This is a genomic window from Vibrio tubiashii ATCC 19109 (assembly GCF_000772105.1).
In the GTDB taxonomy this organism is placed as follows: Bacteria; Pseudomonadota; Gammaproteobacteria; order Enterobacterales; family Vibrionaceae; genus Vibrio; species Vibrio tubiashii.
Genome location: NZ_CP009354.1, coordinates 3,250,823 through 3,269,872, shown reverse-complemented (window position 1 = coordinate 3,269,872; position 19,050 = coordinate 3,250,823). Strand labels below are relative to the sequence as shown.

The following is a 19,050-nucleotide window of genomic DNA, read 5'->3' as shown; positions in this document are numbered from 1 at the left end:
TACTGCTTAAGGGCGTTCAAAGACGGTTGCGATACCCTGACCTAAACCGATACACATTGTAGCTAGACCATATTTGGCATCTTTGGCTTCCATTAGGTTAATCAGTGTGGTCGAAATACGAGAACCAGAACAACCCAGCGGGTGACCAAGAGCGATAGCACCACCATTAAGGTTGACCTTCTCGTCCATCACTTCCAGTAAACCCAGATCTTTAGCACAAGGTAAAGATTGAGCAGCAAATGCTTCATTTAGCTCTACCACATCCATATCTTCGATAGAGAGACCTGCACGTTTGAGCGCTTTCTGAGTTGCCGGTACAGGGCCATAACCCATGATGGATGGATCGCAACCCGCAATAGCCATACCTTTGATGCGTGCGCGAATTGGCAAGCCAAGTTCATTGGCTTTGTCTTCGCTCATGATCAGCATGGCTGATGCACCATCAGATAGCGCAGAGGATGTACCTGCGGTGACGGTTCCGTTTGCAGGGTCAAATACTGGACGAAGCTGAGATAGACCTTCTACTGAGGTTTCCGGACGAATCACTTCATCGTGATCTAGCGTGAATAGGGTACCGTCCGCAGCGTGGCCCTCAATTGGAAGGATCTCGTTTTTAAAGCGGCCTTCAACGGTCGCGGCGTGGGCACGAGCATGAGAACGCGCGGCAAACTCATCTTGTTGTTCACGGCTGATACCATGCAGTTTGCCAAGCATTTCTGCGGTTAAACCCATCATACCCGCGGCTTTAGCAACGTTTTTCGACATGCCTGGGTGGAAATCCACACCATGGTTCATAGGAACATGCCCCATGTGCTCAACTCCACCAATGAGGCAAATTTCCGCATCACCAGTCATGATTGCGCGTGTACCATCATGCAGAGCCTGCATTGATGAACCACATAGGCGGTTGACAGTTACCGCACCAACTTCAATTGGCAAGCCTGCAAGCAGTGCTGCATTACGCGCAACGTTAAAGCCTTGTTCTAACGTTTGTTGTACACAGCCCCAGTAGATATCTTCAATCTCGCTTGGGTTAACCTGAGGGTTGCGCGCAAGAATACCTTTCATTAGGTGAGCAGAAAGATCTTCGGCGCGAGTATGACGGAAAGCTCCACCTTTAGAGCGTCCCATCGGTGTACGTAGACAATCTACTACGACAACGTTTTTAGTTTGATTAGTCATTTGGGAATCTCCTTAGATAGAACCTTGTTGCTGAGCACCATAAAAGGTTTGGCCTTTTTCAGCCATATCAATCAGCAACTGTGGTACTTGGTACATAGCGCCTAGATCTGAGTATTGGTTTGCCATTGCGACAAACTCGGCAATACCTACGCTATCTAAGTAACGGAAAACGCCACCTCGGAATGGAGGGAAGCCCAGACCATAAACTAAAGCCATATCTGCTTCTTGAGGAGAAGCTATGATGTTTTCTTGCAGACACAAGACAACTTCATTGATCATCGGAATCATCATTCGTTGGATGATGGTTTGATCATCGAACTCTTGTTTCTCAGCACAAACGTCGGCGAGTACTGGCAGAATATCTTCACTGAATGTCTTCTTCGGTTTGCCTTTTCTATCCAAAGCGTAGCTATAGAAGCCGCTACCATTCTTCTGACCATACTTGTCTGCTTCAAAAAGAGCATCAATCGCATCACGACCTTGTTTACCCATACGCTCTGGGAAACCTTGAGCCATTACCGCTTGGGCGTGGTGAGCGGTATCAATACCGACTACATCTAGCAGATAGGCAGGTCCCATTGGCCAGCCAAACTTACGTTCCATGACGTTGTCGATCTTAGTGAAATCAGCACCGTCACGTAGCAACATGCTGAAACCACCAAAGTAAGGGAAGAGTACGCGGTTGACGAAGAATCCCGGACAGTCATTCACTACGATTGGTGATTTACCCATTTTCGCAGCGTAAGCGACAACACGGTTGATGGTTTCATCTGAGGTGTGTTCACCACGGATGATCTCGACTAAAGGCATGCGGTGTACAGGGTTGAAGAAATGCATACCACAGAAATTTTCTGGTCGCTTAAGTGATTTAGCCAGCAGATTGATCGGGATAGTTGATGTATTTGAGGTAATGACGGTTTCGTCACCCACTTGTTGCTCGACTTCACTGAGTACTGCCGCTTTCACTTTCGGATTTTCAACTACTGCTTCAACGATAACATCCGTGTCTTCGATGCCTGCGTAATGAAGGCTTGGAGTGATCGAAGCTAGGATACCCGCCATCTTAAAGCCATCAATACGGCCGCGAGATAGGCGCTTGTTAAGCAGTTTTGAGGCTTCAGTCATACCTAAATCTAGCGACGCTTGGGCGATATCTTTCATTAAGACAGGAACACCTTTAAGTGCCGACTGATAAGCAATACCGCCACCCATGATACCTGCACCTAATACCGCTGCACGTTGAGTGTCTTTGCTAGCAGACTTAGCCGCTTTTTTAGCTAGCCCTTTAATATATTGATCATTAAGGAACAGACCAACTAGAGACTTGGCTTCTTCTGATTTCGCTAGCTTAACAAAATGTTTGCGTTCAACATCAAGCGCTTCATTGCGCGCAAAACGAGCACCTTCCTCGATAGTCACTACTGCTGTCATTGGCGCAGGATAGTGAGGGCCAGCCTTCTGAGCGACCAAGCCTTTTGCCATCGTAAAGCTCATCATAGATTCAAGCTTGCTGAGTGAAAGTGGCGATGTTTTTTGTTTACGTCGTTCTTTCCAATCCAGCTTCTCATTGATCGCTTGGGTTAGAGTTTTAATCGCTGACTCGTACAGAGCATCTGTCTCGACAATTGCATCGAGTAGACCGATCTTAAGTGCTTCATCCGCTCGGCAAGCTTTGCCTTGTGTAATGACTTCCATCGCGCTGTCGGCACCGATAACACGCGGTAAGCGAACACAACCACCAAAGCCTGGCATGATTCCGAGTTTAGTCTCTGGTAAGCCAATGCTGGTGGTTTTATCACCAATACGCATGTCAGTAGCGAGTACACACTCACATCCACCACCTAGTGTGTGGCCTTTTAAAACAGAAAGTGTCGGTACGGGTAGGTCTTCAAGTTTATTAAAGATGCTGTTAGCAAATTGAAGCCATTGATCTAGCTCTTGCTCTGATTTGGCAAATAGGCCCAGAAACTCAGTAATGTCAGCGCCAACAATAAACGCCTCTTTATCTGAAGTAAGCAGTAAGCCTTTGAGAGAGCTGTGAGCTTTAAGCGCATCAAGAGCCTTATCCAGTGACTCAAGAGTGGCGAGGTCGAGCTTGTTAACAGACGCTGGTGCACAGAAGCTGAGCTCAGCGATTCCGTCTTGTAATTCCTTTACCTGTAGGGTTTCGGCTTGGTAAATCATTGTCTATCTCCATGACATACAATCTTCGGATTGCGTGTACAGCGGTTGGTTGAGTTGCAACCGCTGTAAAGGAAAGTGGTGTTATAGTTATTCTGGTTAGACCAGTGGTTTTAGTTTGGACTTGCTGCTGGTTAAATTCAATACATTTTTTAAACAAGTGTTTAACATTGTGCGCTCGGACAGATCTTAGGCGACGTTAAATTCGCTCTCGTGATACACTGCGAGCAAGACATAACACGAACCACAACCATGAATGACCTGCCGTACTTAATACCTGCACAACCCACTCAGTTTGAAGAGGAAATAAAGAAAAGTGTCTTTATTACTTACCTTGCGCATACTCCATCAATTGACTTAGCTAAAGCGTTTGTTGAGCAGATAAAAAGCAAACACTCGGATGCGCGACATAATTGCTGGGGATTTGTTGCCGGTAGACCTGAAGATTCAATGCAATGGGGCTTTAGCGACGACGGTGAGCCATCAGGAACCGCGGGGAAACCTATATTGGCGCAATTATCAGGGTCGGGAGTGGGTGAAATTACGGCTGTGGTGACTCGCTACTCTGGTGGTATCAAGCTGGGAACCGGTGGATTGGTTAAAGCATATGGTGGTGGGGTACAGCAAGCTCTCAAGTCGCTTCAAACAATTGAGAAAAAAATAACCACAAAACTACTACTAGAGTTAGACTATGGGTTTATGCCAATTGCACAGTCTCTATTTCCTCAGTTCGGAGCTCAAGAAGTCAGTGCTGAGTACAGTGAGTTGGTTAAAATGGTTATCGAGATTGAACTTCGTCAAGTGAGTGACTTTACTCAAACCATTATTAATAAGAGTGGCGCCAAGGTACAGGTTACCTCGTTGGACAAACAACAAAGATAATTAGGAAGTCGGAAGCTACGCTTCATAAATCAATCTAACCATGCAATTTCGATCCATTATTCGCATCGTCGGGCTTTTGCTCGCGCTTTTTAGTCTCTCTATGCTAGCTCCTGCTTTAGTGGCGCTTATCTATCGAGACGGTGCAGGTGTTCCTTTTGTCACCACCTTTTTTGTTCTGCTGTTTTGCGGAACCGTGTGTTGGTTTCCAAACCGACGCCATAAACATGAATTAAAAGCTCGTGATGGTTTTCTGATCGTCGTTTTGTTTTGGACGGTACTCGGAAGTGCAGGTTCACTGCCATTTCTCATCGCTGACAATCCCAATGTTTCTGTCACAGACGCTTTCTTTGAGTCTTTTTCTGCTTTAACCACCACCGGAGCCACGGTCATTGTTGGTCTTGATGACTTGCCCAAAGCAATCTTGTTTTATCGTCAATTCCTACAATGGTTTGGCGGTATGGGTATCATCGTACTTGCCGTTGCGATCTTACCGGTGTTAGGTATCGGTGGTATGCAGCTTTACCGAGCTGAAATTCCGGGGCCAGTAAAAGACACCAAGATGACGCCGCGTATCGCCGAAACGGCGAAAGCACTGTGGTATATCTATTTAAGTCTAACCATTGCTTGTGCTGCTTCTTTTTGGCTTGCGGGGATGACACCGTTTGATGCAATAAGCCATAGCTTCTCGACAATCGCCATCGGTGGTTTCTCTACCCATGATGCGAGTATGGGACATTTCGACAGTTACGCGATCAATATGATTACTGTTGTGTTCCTTTTGATCTCGGCATGTAACTACTCACTTCACTTTGCAGCCTTTGCCTCTGGTGGTGTGCATCCTAAGTACTATTGGAAGGACCCTGAGTTTAGAGCCTTTATCTTTATTCAGGTCTTACTGTTTGTGGTTTGTTTCCTAGTTTTATTAAACCACCACTCATATAACTCGGTATATGACGCCTTTGATCAGGCTCTTTTCCAAACGGTTTCCATTTCGACCACAGCAGGCTTCACAACGACAGGCTTTGCTGAGTGGCCACTATTCTTACCCGTGCTGTTGCTTTTCTCCTCCTTTATTGGTGGATGTGCGGGTTCTACCGGTGGTGGTATGAAAGTCATCCGTATTTTATTACTGACGTTGCAAGGTGTGCGTGAACTGAAGCGTTTGGTACACCCGCGTGCAGTGTATACGATCAAAGTCGGCGGTAGTTCTCTTCCTCAGCGGGTTGTCGATGCTGTGTGGGGATTCTTCTCTGCCTATGCTCTGGTTTTTGTTGTCTGCATGTTAGGTCTGATTGCGACTGGAATGGATGAGCTAAGTGCTTTCTCTGCGGTTGCGGCGACACTCAACAATTTAGGTCCGGGTCTTGGTGAAGTGGCACTTCACTTTGGTGATGTGAATGACAAGGCGAAATGGGTTCTGATTGTTTCGATGCTATTTGGACGACTGGAAATCTTTACTCTACTTATACTACTTACGCCAACGTTCTGGCGTAGCTAAGGAGACGATGTGGCAAAGGCGCTATTTCTCTATTCAAGCCGTGAAGGTCAAACTAAAAAGATATTTAGCCATATACAGACAGACCTGTCTGAATATGATTGTGAACTGCTCGACCTACACACCATAGACACGGTGGATTTCAGCCAATATGAGCGAGTGCTTATTGGTGCCTCCATTCGTTATGGTCATCTTAACAAAAAGCTCTATCAGTTTATTGAGCGTAACTTGTCTTCTTTACAACAGAGTAAAGTTGCTTTCTTCTGTGTGAATCTAACGGCACGTAAAGAAGACCAAGGAAAGGATACGCCTGAAGGTAGTGCTTATATAAAGACATTTCTTAAAAAGTCACCTTGGCAGCCTCAACTTATCGGTGTCTTTGCTGGTGCTCTCTATTACCCACGCTATAACTGGTTCGATAGAACAATGATTAAATTCATTATGAGTATGACGGGAGGAGAGACAGATACAAGTAAAGAGGTAGAGTACACCAACTGGGAAAAAGTGACTCTATTCGCCAATAAGTTTAAAGATATGTAAAGAAAAGGCTCACTTATAAGGCTTTTAGATCGAAATTTAATCGAACAATAAAAAAGTTAGAAAAAACTGAAAAAAGGGCTTGCCAAGAATCTTTCGATCTCTATAATGCCCCCTCGCTGACACGGCAACGCTTCGAAAGAAACGAGAACCCAGTTGGCAAGGTCAATTAGCCAAGCGGAAACGCTTGAAAAAAGTTTGAAAAAAGTGGTTGACACTAAACTTTATCTCGCTAAAATGGCCGTCCGATTTGAGCGAAGCTCAGTCGGAAAGCTCTTTAACAATATAAACCTATCAATCTGTGTGGGCACTCGTTGATGATAATCCAATTAGAAACTTCGGTTTCAAATTAGGTTTCAATGAAACGAAGTGACCATTGAATCTTCGGATTCAGCACAGTCAATTCAAACATTACTTTATGTAATGTTCAGTATTCATTGAGCCGACAAAATCTTAAATTGAAGAGTTTGATCATGGCTCAGATTGAACGCTGGCGGCAGGCCTAACACATGCAAGTCGAGCGGAAACGAGTTAACTGAACCTTCGGGGAACGTTAACGGCGTCGAGCGGCGGACGGGTGAGTAATGCCTGGGAAATTGCCCTGATGTGGGGGATAACCATTGGAAACGATGGCTAATACCGCATAATAGCTTCGGCTCAAAGAGGGGGACCTTCGGGCCTCTCGCGTCAGGATATGCCCAGGTGGGATTAGCTAGTTGGTGAGGTAAAGGCTCACCAAGGCGACGATCCCTAGCTGGTCTGAGAGGATGATCAGCCACACTGGAACTGAGACACGGTCCAGACTCCTACGGGAGGCAGCAGTGGGGAATATTGCACAATGGGCGCAAGCCTGATGCAGCCATGCCGCGTGTATGAAGAAGGCCTTCGGGTTGTAAAGTACTTTCAGCAGTGAGGAAGGTGGTAGTGTTAATAGCACTATCATTTGACGTTAGCTGCAGAAGAAGCACCGGCTAACTCCGTGCCAGCAGCCGCGGTAATACGGAGGGTGCGAGCGTTAATCGGAATTACTGGGCGTAAAGCGCATGCAGGTGGTTTGTTAAGTCAGATGTGAAAGCCCGGGGCTCAACCTCGGAATTGCATTTGAAACTGGCAGACTAGAGTACTGTAGAGGGGGGTAGAATTTCAGGTGTAGCGGTGAAATGCGTAGAGATCTGAAGGAATACCGGTGGCGAAGGCGGCCCCCTGGACAGATACTGACACTCAGATGCGAAAGCGTGGGGAGCAAACAGGATTAGATACCCTGGTAGTCCACGCCGTAAACGATGTCTACTTGGAGGTTGTGGCCTTGAGCCGTGGCTTTCGGAGCTAACGCGTTAAGTAGACCGCCTGGGGAGTACGGTCGCAAGATTAAAACTCAAATGAATTGACGGGGGCCCGCACAAGCGGTGGAGCATGTGGTTTAATTCGATGCAACGCGAAGAACCTTACCTACTCTTGACATCCAGAGAACTTTCCAGAGATGGATTGGTGCCTTCGGGAACTCTGAGACAGGTGCTGCATGGCTGTCGTCAGCTCGTGTTGTGAAATGTTGGGTTAAGTCCCGCAACGAGCGCAACCCTTATCCTTGTTTGCCAGCGAGTAATGTCGGGAACTCCAGGGAGACTGCCGGTGATAAACCGGAGGAAGGTGGGGACGACGTCAAGTCATCATGGCCCTTACGAGTAGGGCTACACACGTGCTACAATGGCGCATACAGAGGGCGGCCAACTTGCGAAAGTGAGCGAATCCCAAAAAGTGCGTCGTAGTCCGGATCGGAGTCTGCAACTCGACTCCGTGAAGTCGGAATCGCTAGTAATCGTGGATCAGAATGCCACGGTGAATACGTTCCCGGGCCTTGTACACACCGCCCGTCACACCATGGGAGTGGGCTGCAAAAGAAGTGGGTAGTTTAACCTTCGGGAGGACGCTCACCACTTTGTGGTTCATGACTGGGGTGAAGTCGTAACAAGGTAGCCCTAGGGGAACCTGGGGCTGGATCACCTCCTTATACGATGATTATTGCGATGAGTGTTCACACAGATTGATGGTTTATGTAGTTTAAGAGATAGAACATCCCCCAAGATGTTCAACTTAGTGTCCCGTTCGTCTAGAGGCCTAGGACACCGCCCTTTCACGGCGGTAACAGGGGTTCGACTCCCCTACGGGATACCATTGGGTCGTTAGCTCAGTTGGTAGAGCAGTTGACTTTTAATCAATTGGTCGCAGGTTCGAATCCTGCACGACCCACCATTTTCTCAAGATATGGGGCTATAGCTCAGCTGGGAGAGCGCCTGCCTTGCACGCAGGAGGTCAGCAGTTCGATCCTGCTTAGCTCCACCATTCTTGATTCGATGGGCGATTAGCTCAGTTGGGAGAGCACCTGCCTTACAAGCAGGGGGTCACTGGTTCGAGCCCGGTATCGCCCACCATCTTTAAGCGCATTTGCGTAAGTGTTCTTAAAAATGGTTTCGAAAGAAATCTAGCTCTTTAACAATTTGGAAAGCTGACGAATAACAACAATCCCCATCTCTATGAGATGCGTTGTTATTCAATTAAAAGTTCTCAAATCCTAAAACTATGTTTTAGGTACCAACACACATTCAAGTGTTCTTGGAAATTTGAGTCCGGCAAAATCGTGTCTGCACATGTATAAAAATGCAGACAACTTTGGTTGTTTAAACAGAGACCCTTTGGGGTTGTATGGTTAAGTGACTAAGCGTACACGGTGGATGCCTTGGCAGTCAGAGGCGATGAAAGACGTAGTAACTTGCGATAAGCCCAGATTAGGTAGTAACAACCATTTGAGTCTGGGATTTCTGAATGGGGAAACCCATCTGCATAAGCAGATACTGTTAACTGAATACATAGGTTAACAGGGCGAACCGGGGGAACTGAAACATCTAAGTACCCCGAGGAAAAGAAATCAACCGAGATTCCGAAAGTAGCGGCGAGCGAAATTGGACTAGCCCTTAAGCTTTTAATGAGACAGGTGAAGCCTCTGGAAAGTGGCGCGATACAGGGTGATAGCCCCGTAACCGACATCTCATCATCAGTGAAATCGAGTAGGGCGGGACACGTGATATCCTGTCTGAATATGGGGGGACCATCCTCCAAGGCTAAATACTACTGACTGACCGATAGTGAACCAGTACCGTGAGGGAAAGGCGAAAAGAACCCCTGTGAGGGGAGTGAAATAGAACCTGAAACCGTGTACGTACAAGCAGTAGGAGCACCTTCGTGGTGTGACTGCGTACCTTTTGTATAATGGGTCAGCGACTTATATTCAGTAGCAAGGTTAACCATCTAGGGGAGCCGTAGAGAAATCGAGTCTTAACTGGGCGTCGAGTTGCTGGATATAGACCCGAAACCAGGTGATCTAGCCATGGGCAGGTTGAAGGTTGAGTAACATCAACTGGAGGACCGAACCGACTAATGTTGAAAAATTAGCGGATGACTTGTGGCTAGGGGTGAAAGGCCAATCAAACCTGGAGATAGCTGGTTCTCCCCGAAATCTATTTAGGTAGAGCCTCGGACGAATACTACTGGGGGTAGAGCACTGTTAAGGCTAGGGGGTCATCCCGACTTACCAACCCTTTGCAAACTCCGAATACCAGTAAGTACTATCCGGGAGACACACGGCGGGTGCTAACGTCCGTCGTGGAGAGGGAAACAACCCAGACCGCCAGCTAAGGTCCCAAATTATAGCTAAGTGGGAAACGATGTGGGAAGGCTTAGACAGCTAGGATGTTGGCTTAGAAGCAGCCATCATTTAAAGAAAGCGTAATAGCTCACTAGTCGAGTCGGCCTGCGCGGAAGATGTAACGGGGCTAAGCTATAAACCGAAGCTGCGGCAATGCGATTTATCGTATTGGGTAGGGGAGCGTTCTGTAAGCCGTTGAAGGTGAGTTGTAAAGCTTGCTGGAGGTATCAGAAGTGCGAATGCTGACATGAGTAACGATAAAGGGGGTGAAAAACCTCCTCGCCGGAAGACCAAGGGTTCCTGTCCAACGTTAATCGGGGCAGGGTAAGTCGACCCCTAAGGCGAGGCCGAAAGGCGTAGTCGATGGGAAACGGGTTAATATTCCCGTACTTCTTACAATTGCGATGGGGGGACGGAGAAGGCTAGGTGGGCCTGGCGACGGTTGTCCAGGTTCAAGTGCGTAGGCTTGAGAGTTAGGTAAATCCGGCTCTCTTTAAGGCTGAGACACGATGTCGAGCTACTACGGTAGTGAAGTCATTGATGCCATGCTTCCAGGAAAAGCCTCTAAGCTTCAGATTGTAAGGAATCGTACCCCAAACCGACACAGGTGGTCGGGTAGAGAATACCAAGGCGCTTGAGAGAACTCGGGTGAAGGAACTAGGCAAAATGGTACCGTAACTTCGGGAGAAGGTACGCTCTTGACGGTGAAGTCCCTTGCGGATGGAGCTATTGAGAGTCGCAGATACCAGGTGGCTGCAACTGTTTATTAAAAACACAGCACTGTGCAAAATCGTAAGATGACGTATACGGTGTGACGCCTGCCCGGTGCCGGAAGGTTAATTGATGGGGTTAGACGTAAGTCGAAGCTCTTGATCGAAGCCCCGGTAAACGGCGGCCGTAACTATAACGGTCCTAAGGTAGCGAAATTCCTTGTCGGGTAAGTTCCGACCTGCACGAATGGCGTAATGATGGCCACGCTGTCTCCACCCGAGACTCAGTGAAATTGAAATCGCTGTGAAGATGCAGTGTACCCGCGGCTAGACGGAAAGACCCCGTGAACCTTTACTACAGCTTGGCACTGAACATTGACCCTACATGTGTAGGATAGGTGGGAGGCTTTGAAACCGGTACGCCAGTATCGGTGGAGCCGTCCTTGAAATACCACCCTTGTAGTGTTGATGTTCTAACTTAGACCCGTTATCCGGGTTGAGGACAGTGCCTGGTGGGTAGTTTGACTGGGGCGGTCTCCTCCCAAAGAGTAACGGAGGAGCACGAAGGTGGGCTAATCACGGTTGGACATCGTGAGGTTAGTGCAATGGCATAAGCCCGCTTGACTGCGAGAATGACAATTCGAGCAGGTGCGAAAGCAGGTCATAGTGATCCGGTGGTTCTGTATGGAAGGGCCATCGCTCAACGGATAAAAGGTACTCCGGGGATAACAGGCTGATACCGCCCAAGAGTTCATATCGACGGCGGTGTTTGGCACCTCGATGTCGGCTCATCACATCCTGGGGCTGAAGTCGGTCCCAAGGGTATGGCTGTTCGCCATTTAAAGTGGTACGCGAGCTGGGTTTAGAACGTCGTGAGACAGTTCGGTCCCTATCTGCCGTGGGCGTTGGAAGATTGAAGGGGGCTGCTCCTAGTACGAGAGGACCGGAGTGGACGAACCTCTGGTGTTCGGGTTGTGTCGCCAGACGCATTGCCCGGTAGCTAAGTTCGGAATCGATAACCGCTGAAAGCATCTAAGCGGGAAGCGAGCCCTGAGATGAGTCTTCCCTGACCCCTTGAGGGTCCTAAAGGGTTGTTCGAGACTAGAACGTTGATAGGCAGGGTGTGTAAGCGTTGTGAGGCGTTGAGCTAACCTGTACTAATTGCCCGTGAGGCTTAACCATACAACACCCAAAGGGTTTTGATGGACTCAAAGCAAGAACTTTGAATGTGTAATTACAGAACTTAAAACAGCTTTCCGAATTAAGAATTTGCTTGGCGACCATAGCGATTTGGACCCACCTGATTCCATGCCGAACTCAGAAGTGAAACGAATTAGCGCCGATGGTAGTGTGGGGCTTCCCCATGTGAGAGTAGGACATCGCCAGGCTTTAAATTTAGACTCAAGAGTCTAACCAGTGCGGAGCGGTAGTTCAGTTGGTTAGAATACCGGCCTGTCACGCCGGGGGTCGCGGGTTCGAGTCCCGTCCGCTCCGCCACTTATTTCGAAACCTCGCTATGGCGAGGTTTTTTCGAATCTACAATTTGAAAGATTCTACAGGGGTGTAGCTCCAATTCGAAAGAACAAAGAGCAGCGGATTCCCCAAATACCTTGTGATAGGGCGTGTTGGGAGTTCGAATCTATTCGAACCTGATTGTAGAAAAATTTAGGGGTGTAGCTCCAATTGGCAGAGCAGCGGATTCCAAATCCGCGTGTTGGGAGTTCGAATCTCTCCACCCCTGCCATCTTCGAAAGCCTCAGCAGAAATGCTGAGGCTTTTTTCGTATTCGTGTCAAATCAAAGCAGCGGATTTCGCCATTACCAAAGACGAGCGTGCCGGGAGCTGGAGTGCCAGCCCAGTCGAATCTTTCCACCCTGCCATATTCAAGGCTCTAGCAGAAATGCTGGAGCCTTTTTGTTTTTCTAAAGGCGAGTACATCACCCCTAGCTCTCAAACTCGATTCCTTGTTGAGAATTATTCTTACTAATCTGTTACATTTGGTAACTTGTTTACTCAATTGTCTCTAGTTTATGGATATTTCTCGTCGCCACTTTATTAAAACAGGATTAGCTGTTTCTGCATTAAGCGTTTTGCCTGCATGTACTCTAACTCGTGCTAAGAGTGATAAGGGTGAGTTCGTTTATGAGCTCACCGCAGAGCCAGCAACGGCCGAACTAGTACCTGGTTATACAACGAATGTACTTGGATTTAATGGTGAGATTCCAGCCCCAACGATTCGTTGTCGTCAAGGACAAGAAGTTACGATCAGATTTACCAATAAGCTTTTAGAGCCAACCACGATTCACTGGCATGGGCTAAGAATTCCAATAGAAATGGATGGTGTACCATTCTTAAGTCAGGCACCAATCATGCCGGGTGAAACTTTCGAGTATCGCTTTACCCCACCTGATGCAGGGACCTTCTGGTATCACCCACATATGAATAGCGTCAAGCAACTTGGTATGGGTTTAGTGGGACTGATCATCGTCGAAGAAGCGGTTCCAGTAGAGTTTGGTGAAGAACACGAGTTGATGCTTAAGCACTGGCACCTTGATAAACAGGGGCAGTGGAAAGAGTTAATGATCCCTCGTCTTAGCGCGAGAATGGGAACCCCCGGAGAGTGGAGTAGCGTCAATGGTGTACATGAGCCTAAGTATCAATTAAAGGAAAATGCCACTACTCGGCTGCGTATCGCAAACGTCGATAATACCATTACCTATCCGATTGCTATTGAAGGGGCGGAAGCATGGGTGATAGCCATCGATGGTAACCCGATTAAAACTCCCTATAAGCTCTCTCAACATAAAATTGGCCCAGGTATGAGGGTTGACCTTGCCTTAAGAGCTCCGAAGCAAGGAGAGTCCGTTTACGTCCGATACATGAAAGGCAGATTTCCGTTTCCTCTGTGTGAGTTTGAAGCGATCAGGTCTGATCTTTCCGATCACAGACCGATCCCTCAACTTCCTCTTAATCCAGTGCCTGATCTTGATTTAGCCAATGCGGAGAGAGTCGACTTCGTATTTGAATGGGAAGGAGCAATTTCACCGGTTGGAAAAGATGGTAAGTCAGTTCCTAAGTTTTGGTTAACCAACAAACGGGCTTGGGAAGGGATGTCGAAAGATAATATTCCCGAGCCACTCGCTTCGTTACAACTGGGCAAAACTTATGTTTTCTATCTCAAGAATGTCACTCAGTATCATCACCCAATTCATATCCATGGCCATACATTCACAGTATTAGAGCTCAATGGTAAAAAGGTCGACGAGCCTTTCCACACTGACACTGTTTTACTAGGCAAAAACGGCACGGCTATCGCAGCGTTCGTGGCGGATAATCCAGGGCGCTGGATGTATCACTGTCATGTGATCGAGCATATGAAAACCGGTCTAATGGGATATATAGAAGTTAAGTGACTCCTGTAACTTTTAAAATGTTTGCAGTTAGCAATGGCTAAATCTTAATTTATGATCTTCCGTGAGCGTGTATTTTGGCTACAATACACCCAGTCAATTGGAGGAATTATGGGTCAGTTTTCAATATTGGGTTTTATCGCACTCGGTGGTGCATTTGGAGCATGCTCTCGTTATCTTGTTTCAGAGCTTTGTGTTGTGCTTCTTGGGCGTGGCTTTCCATACGGTACGCTAACTGTTAACGTGGTCGGTTCTTTTATTATGGGCTTGCTTATTGCGGCTTTTGAAAATGAGATGCTAGCTACCGAACCATGGCGCCAAATTATCGGATTGGGCTTTCTTGGAGCACTCACCACCTTCTCTACATTCTCTATGGATAATGTGCTTCTAATGCAGCAAGGTGCATTTTTTAAGATGAGTTTGAACGTGTTGCTGAATGTCTTTTTAAGCATTTCTGCCGCATGGATTGGTTTTCAAATACTCATCAAGAGCTAATGTTGGTTAAAATTTAGCTAATTATTGTTCATCACGGCTTGGTTTACCCAAGCCGTTTTTATATACTGCAATTACTTGTCGGAGTGCCATAAGGCTGAGACCGTTTATTCGGGATCCGTTGAACCTGATCAGATTAGAATCTGCGAAGGGAACAAGAGAAGATATCTACACCAGAGTTCTTTCTGGTTACCTATCAAATAGTCGAATGTTGTTATATACCATTAGTGCAGACTAATAAGGTCATAATTCGATTCCTCTTGTCGCATCTTTCCGCCAAGCATTTTTATCCCATTACTTTTTATCTAAGAATAACAAAGCAAGGAAAAATGCTATGTCGAGTCGCAAACAAGCGAGACTGGAAGCAAAACAGTTCATTGATACACTTTCGGTACAGCCGTACCCAAATTCAAGCAAAGTCTATGTAGAGGGTTCACGCCCAGATATTCGTGTGCCTATGCGAGAAATCTCACTCGCGGATAGTCTTATCGGGGGCACAAAAGAAGCGCCTATTTTAGAGCCCAATGAGCCTGTACGTGTTTACGATACTTCTGGTGTATACACTGACCCAGAACACACTATTGACCTTTACAGCGGCCTACCAAAGCTAAGAGAAGGGTGGATTGAAGAACGTGCCGATACTGAATTACTCGACGATGTTAGCTCGGTATACACCAAGGAGCGTTTAGAAGACGAGACGCTTGATGAGCTACGTTATGGCAATTTGCCACGAATTAGACGTGCTAAAGATGGTCAGTGTGTCACTCAGCTGCACTATGCGCGCAAGGGTATTGTTACCCCAGAGATGGAATACATCGCCCTACGTGAAAACATGGGTCGCGCTCAATATCGCGATCAGGTGTTAAATCAGCAGCACCCTGGTCAAAGCTTTGGGGCCAACTTACCCAAAGACATTACTGCAGAATTTGTTCGTAAAGAAGTCGCAGAAGGTCGAGCGATTATCCCTTCCAATATTAACCACCCAGAATCTGAACCAATGATTATTGGGCGTAACTTCTTAGTTAAAGTAAACGCTAATATCGGTAATTCATCAGTGACATCTTCAATTGAGGAAGAGGTTGAGAAGCTAGTATGGGCGACTCGCTGGGGTGGCGATACTGTTATGGATCTGTCTACTGGCCGCAATATTCATGAAACTCGTGAGTGGATTTTACGTAACAGCCCGGTGCCGATTGGTACTGTGCCAATGTACCAAGCGCTTGAAAAAGTAAACGGCATTGCGGAAAACCTCAACTGGGAAGTGATGCGCGATACTCTGATTGAGCAAGCAGAGCAGGGCGTCGATTACTTCACTATTCACGCAGGTTTGCTACTTCGCTATGTACCTATGACGGCAAAACGTGTGACTGGCATTGTTTCTCGTGGTGGTTCTATTATCGCGAAATGGTGTTTAGCGCATCATCAGGAAAGCTTCTTATATACTCACTTCCGCGAGATTTGTGAAATCTGTGCCAAGTATGATGTGGCGCTTTCTCTTGGCGATGGATTACGTCCTGGCTCAGTAGCCGATGCGAACGATGAAGCGCAATTTGCTGAGCTTCGTACTCTTGGTGAACTAACCAAGATTGCTTGGGAATATGACGTACAGGTCATTATTGAAGGGCCTGGCCATATTCCGATGCATATGATCAAAGAGAACATGGAAGAGCAGCTAGAGCACTGTCATGAAGCGCCGTTTTACACCCTTGGCCCACTGACAACCGATGTTGCGCCGGGCTATGATCATATCACTTCAGGTATTGGTGCCGCGATGATTGGTTGGTATGGCTGTGCGATGCTTTGTTACGTTACTCCAAAAGAGCACCTTGGCTTACCGAACAAAGAAGACGTTAAGGTAGGTATGATCACCTATAAGCTCGCAGCACATGCGGCCGACTTAGCCAAAGGTCATCCTGGTGCTCAGGTCCGTGATAATGCGCTTTCTAAAGCGCGTTTTGAATTCCGTTGGGAAGACCAGTTCAACTTATCGCTAGATCCTGACACTGCACGAGCTTACCACGATGAAACTCTACCTCAAGAGTCTGGAAAGGTTGCACACTTCTGTTCAATGTGTGGACCTAAGTTCTGTTCAATGAAGATTTCACAAGAGGTACGAGAGTACGCGAAAGATACTGAACAAGTAGCGGCGGACCAAGCTATCTCGATTAAAATGCTCGACGATCCACTTGAAGGTATGCGTCAAAAATCGCAGGAGTTTCGAGATACAGGTTCTGAGCTATACCACCCAGCAGCTCATGCAGAGGTAAGTGACTAATGAGCAAAATCCTAATTCCGTCATCATTGATTGAGCTAACAGGCTTAGTTCAGCAATGTTTGTTGTTGGCGAAAGAACGGGGTTTTTGCGTCGAAGAGGTTGAGTTGGGTGTAAGCCCAACTCAGTCTGTTCAGCTTGTTCGCGACCAACAAATTACACATGTCGCTACCGATCTCATTGATGGGTACGACTATGACTCAGATTACCCGTTTACACTTTATTATCGTTCAGGCTTGTCAGTAGAAGCCTGTGCAGAGCAACCATCTAATGCCATTTATATTGGCATTGCTGATGGTTTGGCTTGTGATAAAAAGGATGAAGTGCTCCAGATCGATATTTGGCGTCATCCCATTAACGATGAAGTGAGAGCGCTTTCCGTTAAGTCTAAACTCAATTCTGTATTTGAGTCTGAGTATCACTTTGCTTGGATAGTCGTGTTGACCGTACTTGATTTTCCTATCGAAGATGCGTTAACACTCGCGCGAGGAATGACAACTCAACAAGCGAATGTTTCACGTGAAACAGTGTTGAATGAGAAATCATTGACTCATTGGGCTGAGCATTTCAATGAGTTCCCAACCCCCGTACTAGAAGATAGCCGACTGGGCATACAAGTTGGGTGGTCTGCGCAAGGGGAGAGTGTCCGCTTTGCTAACTTAACTAAACAGAGTTTAGGGCTTTACCCAGTGGTCGATGATGTTGCTTGGATTGAGCGCTTGCTGCCGTTAGGTATCAACACCATTCAACTGCGAATCAAGAACCCACAACAAGCCGATTTAGAACAACAGATCATTCGAGCGATTGAACTCGGTCGTCAATATAAAGCGCAGGTGTTTATCAATGACTACTGGCAGTTAGCGATCAAGCATGGTGCTTATGGTGTTCATCTTGGACAAGAAGATATAGAAGAGTCGAATTTGGCTCAGCTAACCAAAGCGGGTATTCATTTAGGCCTTTCTACCCATGGCTATTACGAGCTGCTTCGTATTGTGCAGATCCACCCCAGCTACATTGCGCTGGGACATATATTCCCAACCACTACTAAGCAGATGCCGTCTAAGCCACAAGGTTTAGTGCGTTTGGCTCTATATCAAAAATTGATTGATAGCATTCCTTATGGTTGCGCGCATGAGGGCGCTAGTGGTTTGGCTCTTGGTTATCCAACGGTAGCAATCGGCGGTATTGACCAATCGAACGCAGACCAAGTTTGGCAAACCGGCGTTTCGAGCTTGGCGGTTGTTAGAGCGATTACTTTGGCGCAGTCACCTAAGCCTGTGATTGAGTTTTTCAACCAGTTGATGAAGGAAAGGCAGTCAACTTTTACTGATTCAATCTCGATAGCAACTAATGAAGAGAGAGAACAACATGCTCACTGATCAGCAGTTCTTCCGCTATCAGCGTCAAGTCGCTCTGCCAGAAATTGCTGAAAGTGGTCAGGAGAGATTGATCAAGTCGCACGTGTTGATTATTGGCTGTGGCGGACTTGGAAGTGCTGCGAGTCTCTATTTGGCGTCGGCGGGGGTCGGTAAGTTAGTAGTCGTTGATGATGATGAGGTCGATAGTAGTAACTTACAGCGTCAGATCATCTATCGTGAACGTGATCTCCAGCTTGCTAAAACGGAAGCGACGGTTAAACAGCTTTCTGAACTTAACTCCATGATCCAAGTTCGAGCGCTTCACAAGCGGCTCGACAAGGCACAGTTGCAGCTTGAAGTTATGCTGGCGGATGTCGTGTTGGACTGCACTGACAATATGCCAACTCGTCAGCTAATAAACCAAGTTTGTTTTGAACAAGCAACGCCACTTATATCTGCAGCCGCGATTGGCTGGCAAGGGCAGTTTGCTGTCTTTGACTATCAAGCGAATAGTCGTGCTGACGGAGAAGAAGGTAAGGCTTGTTATCGCTGTTTGTATCCATTCGATGAACTGCAACAAACGCAGAAATGTAGTGAGAGTGGTGTGGTTGGCCCTGTGGTGGGCACACTTGGCAATTACCAAGCATTGGCGGCGATACAAAAACTCGCTACTGGCCAGTTTCATGTCGAGACCGCCAAGCTGCATTTTTTTGATGGCTTAAAAATGCAGTGGCAAACCATGGGGATTAGCAAAGACCAACAGTGCCAAGTTTGCGCTCAAGATCAGAGTGCAAGTTAACGAGAGCAAAACAACCAATAGGTCTAATTGAA

General features: G+C 47.0%; 10 protein-coding genes, 6 tRNA genes, 3 rRNA genes and 1 riboswitch. Of the genes, 17 read left to right on the top strand and 2 right to left on the bottom strand.

What is annotated here, in order from left to right:
- Nucleotides 1–6 precede the first annotated feature (6 nt).
- Both fadA and fadB read right to left on the bottom strand, forming a co-directional pair.
- A complete protein-coding gene (fadA, locus tag IX91_RS15025) occupies nt 7–1,182 on the bottom strand; it encodes an acetyl-CoA C-acyltransferase FadA (protein ID WP_004743567.1) in 1,176 nt (391 codons plus the stop codon).
- A 12-nt stretch (nt 1,183–1,194) separates the two neighbouring features.
- Nucleotides 1,195–3,366, bottom strand: coding sequence for a fatty acid oxidation complex subunit alpha FadB (fadB, locus tag IX91_RS15020; protein WP_004743566.1), 2,172 nt, complete (start codon nt 3,364–3,366; stop codon nt 1,195–1,197).
- Between the two features lie 249 nt (nt 3,367–3,615).
- Here fadB and IX91_RS15015 point away from each other — a divergent pair, with 249 nt between their 5' ends.
- From IX91_RS15015 to thiF, 17 genes are all read left to right on the top strand, one after another.
- Nucleotides 3,616–4,245 (top strand): YigZ family protein, encoded by a 630-nt coding sequence (locus IX91_RS15015; protein ID WP_004743565.1) that lies wholly within the window; start codon nt 3,616–3,618, stop codon nt 4,243–4,245.
- A 40-nt stretch (nt 4,246–4,285) separates the two neighbouring features.
- Nucleotides 4,286–5,743, top strand: coding sequence for a TrkH family potassium uptake protein (locus tag IX91_RS15010; protein ID WP_004743564.1), 1,458 nt, complete (start codon nt 4,286–4,288; stop codon nt 5,741–5,743).
- A gap of 9 nt (nt 5,744–5,752) precedes the next feature.
- Entirely contained in the window at nt 5,753–6,280 is a 528-nt protein-coding gene (hemG, locus tag IX91_RS15005) for a menaquinone-dependent protoporphyrinogen IX dehydrogenase (RefSeq protein WP_004743563.1), read from the top strand.
- 452 nt (nt 6,281–6,732) lie between these two features.
- Nucleotides 6,733–8,285 (top strand): 16S ribosomal RNA (locus IX91_RS15000).
- Nucleotides 8,286–8,373: 88 nt separating this feature from the next.
- A tRNA-Glu gene (locus IX91_RS14995) sits at nt 8,374–8,449 on the top strand.
- A gap of 2 nt (nt 8,450–8,451) precedes the next feature.
- Nucleotides 8,452–8,527, top strand: a tRNA-Lys gene (locus IX91_RS14990).
- A gap of 14 nt (nt 8,528–8,541) precedes the next feature.
- A tRNA-Ala gene (locus IX91_RS14985) sits at nt 8,542–8,617 on the top strand.
- Nucleotides 8,618–8,630: 13 nt separating this feature from the next.
- Nucleotides 8,631–8,706, top strand: a tRNA-Val gene (locus tag IX91_RS14980).
- Between the two features lie 273 nt (nt 8,707–8,979).
- Nucleotides 8,980–11,869: ribosomal RNA gene (locus tag IX91_RS14975) — 23S ribosomal RNA — on the top strand.
- A gap of 90 nt (nt 11,870–11,959) precedes the next feature.
- A 5S ribosomal RNA gene (rrf, locus tag IX91_RS14970) occupies nt 11,960–12,075 on the top strand.
- The 16S, 23S and 5S rRNA genes sit together here with 6 tRNA genes alongside, the layout of an rRNA operon.
- Nucleotides 12,076–12,107: 32 nt before the next feature.
- Nucleotides 12,108–12,184: transfer RNA gene (locus IX91_RS14965), tRNA-Asp, on the top strand.
- A gap of 170 nt (nt 12,185–12,354) precedes the next feature.
- Nucleotides 12,355–12,431 (top strand) — tRNA-Trp (locus IX91_RS14960).
- A 286-nt stretch (nt 12,432–12,717) separates the two neighbouring features.
- Nucleotides 12,718–14,100: a multicopper oxidase family protein gene (locus tag IX91_RS14950; protein ID WP_004745344.1), complete on the top strand. Its 1,383-nt coding sequence runs from the start codon at nt 12,718–12,720 to the stop codon at nt 14,098–14,100.
- Between the two features lie 108 nt (nt 14,101–14,208).
- Nucleotides 14,209–14,592 carry a fluoride efflux transporter CrcB gene (gene crcB / locus IX91_RS14945; RefSeq protein ID WP_004745345.1) on the top strand — a complete coding sequence of 128 codons (384 nt, stop codon included), beginning with the start codon at nt 14,209–14,211 and terminating at the stop codon, nt 14,590–14,592.
- A gap of 69 nt (nt 14,593–14,661) precedes the next feature.
- Nucleotides 14,662–14,760: riboswitch (TPP riboswitch) on the top strand.
- 163 nt (nt 14,761–14,923) lie between these two features.
- Nucleotides 14,924–16,864: a phosphomethylpyrimidine synthase ThiC gene (gene thiC, locus IX91_RS14940; protein WP_004745347.1), complete on the top strand. Its 1,941-nt coding sequence runs from the start codon at nt 14,924–14,926 to the stop codon at nt 16,862–16,864.
- Nucleotides 16,864–18,240 (top strand): thiamine phosphate synthase, encoded by a 1,377-nt coding sequence (locus IX91_RS14935; RefSeq protein WP_004745348.1) that lies wholly within the window; start codon nt 16,864–16,866, stop codon nt 18,238–18,240. The genes thiC and IX91_RS14935 overlap by 1 nt, the downstream gene beginning before the upstream one ends.
- Nucleotides 18,230–19,018 (top strand): thiazole biosynthesis adenylyltransferase ThiF, encoded by a 789-nt coding sequence (gene thiF / locus IX91_RS14930; RefSeq protein ID WP_004745350.1) that lies wholly within the window; start codon nt 18,230–18,232, stop codon nt 19,016–19,018. Before IX91_RS14935 ends, thiF begins: the two co-directional genes overlap by 11 nt.
- Nucleotides 19,019–19,050: the final 32 nt, after the last annotated feature.

What these genes read in the sequence shown, in the direction of transcription:
- fadA (WP_004743567.1), bottom strand. Translation starts at nt 1,182, where the DNA reads ATGACTAATCAAACTAAAAACGTTGTCGTAGTAGATTGTCTACGTACA.
- fadB (WP_004743566.1), bottom strand. Translation starts at nt 3,366, where the DNA reads ATGATTTACCAAGCCGAAACCCTACAGGTAAAGGAATTACAAGACGGA.
- IX91_RS15015 (WP_004743565.1), top strand. Translation starts at nt 3,616, where the DNA reads ATGAATGACCTGCCGTACTTAATACCTGCACAACCCACTCAGTTTGAA.
- IX91_RS15010 (WP_004743564.1), top strand. Translation starts at nt 4,286, where the DNA reads ATGCAATTTCGATCCATTATTCGCATCGTCGGGCTTTTGCTCGCGCTT.
- IX91_RS14950 (WP_004745344.1), top strand. Translation starts at nt 12,718, where the DNA reads ATGGATATTTCTCGTCGCCACTTTATTAAAACAGGATTAGCTGTTTCT.
- crcB (WP_004745345.1), top strand. Translation starts at nt 14,209, where the DNA reads ATGGGTCAGTTTTCAATATTGGGTTTTATCGCACTCGGTGGTGCATTT.
- thiC (WP_004745347.1), top strand. Translation starts at nt 14,924, where the DNA reads ATGTCGAGTCGCAAACAAGCGAGACTGGAAGCAAAACAGTTCATTGAT.
- IX91_RS14935 (WP_004745348.1), top strand. Translation starts at nt 16,864, where the DNA reads ATGAGCAAAATCCTAATTCCGTCATCATTGATTGAGCTAACAGGCTTA.
- thiF (WP_004745350.1), top strand. Translation starts at nt 18,230, where the DNA reads ATGCTCACTGATCAGCAGTTCTTCCGCTATCAGCGTCAAGTCGCTCTG.